This is a genomic window from Streptomyces sp. GC420, from assembly GCF_009916105.1.
Classification (GTDB): Bacteria; Actinomycetota; Actinomycetes; order Streptomycetales; family Streptomycetaceae; genus Streptomyces.
The window spans coordinates 1-2,582 of sequence record NZ_JAAAXQ010000644.1 but is presented as its reverse complement, the minus strand read 5'-3'; the positions used below and the strand labels follow the sequence as shown (position 1 = coordinate 2,582).

The window sequence follows — 2,582 nt, the reverse complement described above, 5'->3', positions numbered from 1 at the left end:
GGCGGATGGGGTGGTTCGGGCGGCCGGAACACAGGCGCGGGCCCGCGGGCTCAGGAACCGGCGGCGCCGGTCAGCCGCTGGTGGACCCGGTGTCTGCGCCCGGGGGAGAGCAGCGCGAAGTAGTCGAGCCACTGCGGGAGGAGGATGCCGCGGTCGAGGATGTCCTTGGCGATGTCGACGATCACCGGCAGCGAGTACGCCAGCAGCAGCGGCATCAGCCGGGCCTCGTCCCCGGGCGCGATCAGGCTTCGCCGCCGCCCCTCGGCCAGGAACCCGGCGAGTGCCCGGCGGGCCTCGTCGCGGTCCGCGCCGCAGGCGTGGGCCACGGTGTCGGCGAGCCAGGCCAGGTCGAGCAGCCGGTCGCCGGTATGGAGGTTGTCGAAGTCCAGCACGGCCACGACCCGGGCCGGCTCCCGCGCCAGCAGGAAGTGCTGAAGGTGCAGATCGGCGTGGACGACCGCCGGACGGGACACGGTGTGGGCGGCGCCGCCGTCCACACCCCGCGGCAACAGCGCCGCGGCGGCGCACAGTTCGCGCAGCACTCGGGCGGCGGCCCGGCACCAGGGGCCGGTGCCGCGCTCCGCCTTCGGCAGCAGCCGGTGCTCGGCGTCGTCGAGGGCGACCCGCCAGTCCTCCTCCTCGACCAGCCGGGGGAGGGGCACGGCCGCGAGTTCGTCCGCGACGGCCGGCGGCAGGACGTCCAGCGCCTCGCGCAGGTCGAGCCCCGTGCGCACGATCGCGGCGACCTCGTCCGGAGCGCCGGTGGTGACGGTGCCCGCGCAGAACGGGCTCAGCTCGCAGACCACCCCCTCGTGGCGGGCACCGGGGCTGCCGTCCGCGGCCGGCACCAGCGGGAGCGCCGGGACGCCCCGGCGGCGGCAGTGGGCGATGACGCCGTCCTTGAGCGCGGTGAACCGCTCGGCGCGCTCCGCCTCGGGGTCGAGCCGCACCTTGAGCACGTGTTCGCCCCCGATTCCCGACACGCGCCACAGCCCCGCGGTGTGGGTCAGGGGCTGTGCGCCGCCCACGGTGAGCGGCCGCAGCCCGTACCCTTCCCACGGCCCCTGCCAGTGGGTTTCCAGGGCGCGGCGCGCCCATGCCTCGGTTCCGGCGGAGACGGCGACGGTCATGGCTCCTCCCTACGGTTGCTCGACGTCGTAGAACCGCTCGCCGTCGAGGCGGCGGACGGAGGCGAGGTCACGGAGCACGACGTCCTGGACCTCGTGGCGCAGCTCGACGAGCAGCGGGTAGGTGAGGTCGTCGACGGTCCGCCGGATCCGGTCGCCGGGCCGGACGAACGTCCGCAGCCCGTGGTAACTCTCCAGGCGCTTCAGGTCCTCCAGCCCCCGGTACGCCCGCAAGGTGCCCTCGACCGGAGAGATCAGGGGTGCGCCGGCGACGAACTCCCCGATGCGGTAGCGCTCCTGGTGACGGGCCAGGAAGCGGTCCGGGTCGGTGTAGGCGTCGACCGTCCAGTTCAGCTGGGACTCGCCGGTGCCCATCCGCGCGTAGTGGTCCGTCCACCCTCCGCCCATCCGCGCGCCGACCTCGATCAGACAGGGCCCGGACGGGGTCAGCCTGACGTCGAGATGCGCGGGACCGTGGCGAATGCCCATGGCGTCCAGCACCTGTTCGCAGTAGGCGACCACCCTCTCGACCCGCTCGCCCTCGTGCGGCAGCAGCACCAGGCCGTCGCAGAGGTCGAGGACCCCGTTCGCGGTGGTCTGGGTCGCGGTCCAGATGTCGCACAGGTGGTGGCGGCCGTCCCTGCTGACCGTGTTGACCGCGTACTCGGTGCCGGCCAGGTACTCCTGGGCCACGACCGAGTCGTTGCGCATCGAGAAGATGTTCTCCGTACCGATCAGGGACCGGTACGCGCGCACGGACTGCTCCGGCGTGTCGCAGTAGTGGACCCCTTCGCTGCCCGCGCTGCTGAGCGGCTTGACAACGATCCGGCCCCCCATCTCCCGGTGCCAGGCAGCCAGTTCGCCGACGTCCGTGACGAGCAGCTGCCGGGCACCGCGCAGTCCGGCGGCCTTGACCGTCTCGATCATCCGGTACTTGTCGCGCCGCGCGGGGCTGAGCCGGGTGCCGTTCGTCGGCAGCCCCATCCGCTCGCTCAGCAGATCCGCGAACGGGACGCCGAACTCACTGTCCGGCACCACCGCGACCGGCTCGTGGCGGGAGAGCCGTTCGATCGTCCGGGCGAGGTCCCCGTCGTGCACGATCTCGTCGGCGTAGCCGGTGGGCACCAGGGATTCGTACATCCGCGGACGTACGGGTGTGCTCTGGACGTACACGGACTGGTATCCGGCCTTGCCGAACTCGGAGACGAGGGTGCCGGTGGGGCCGGGAGGGCTCGGATCGACGATGGCGACGCGGCCTTTCAGCATGCTTGCTCATCCTCACTGGGGTGCGACGCGTAACGGGAGTTCAGGGAAGCTCACGCAACTTCAGGGAAGTTCACGCAACGGGGCGCGACGGGAGACCGGGAAGGGAGGTGTCCGCTGCCGTCAGCAGTGTCCGGGCCTCGAACAGGTCCCTCACCACGTGGTCGGCCGGCGGGTGGGGGAGAGGACGGG

Annotated in this window: 2 protein-coding genes; both read right to left on the bottom strand. The window is 72.7% G+C overall.

Annotated elements, in window-relative coordinates; translation table 11 throughout:
* Positions 1 to 50 precede the first annotated feature (50 nt).
* A complete protein-coding gene (locus GUY61_RS37315; RefSeq protein ID WP_166634722.1) occupies positions 51 to 1,130 on the bottom strand; it encodes a phosphotransferase in 1,080 nt (359 codons plus the stop codon).
* A 9-nt stretch (positions 1,131 to 1,139) separates the two neighbouring features.
* On the bottom strand, positions 1,140 to 2,393 hold the full coding sequence (locus GUY61_RS37310; RefSeq protein WP_166634721.1) for an ATP-grasp domain-containing protein: 1,254 nt from the start codon (positions 2,391 to 2,393) through the stop codon (positions 1,140 to 1,142).
* Between the last annotated feature and the right edge of the window lie 189 nt (positions 2,394 to 2,582).

What these genes read in the sequence shown, in the direction of transcription:
- GUY61_RS37315 (WP_166634722.1), bottom strand. Translation starts at nt 1,130, where the DNA reads ATGACCGTCGCCGTCTCCGCCGGAACCGAGGCATGGGCGCGCCGCGCC.
- GUY61_RS37310 (WP_166634721.1), bottom strand. Translation starts at nt 2,393, where the DNA reads ATGCTGAAAGGCCGCGTCGCCATCGTCGATCCGAGCCCTCCCGGCCCC.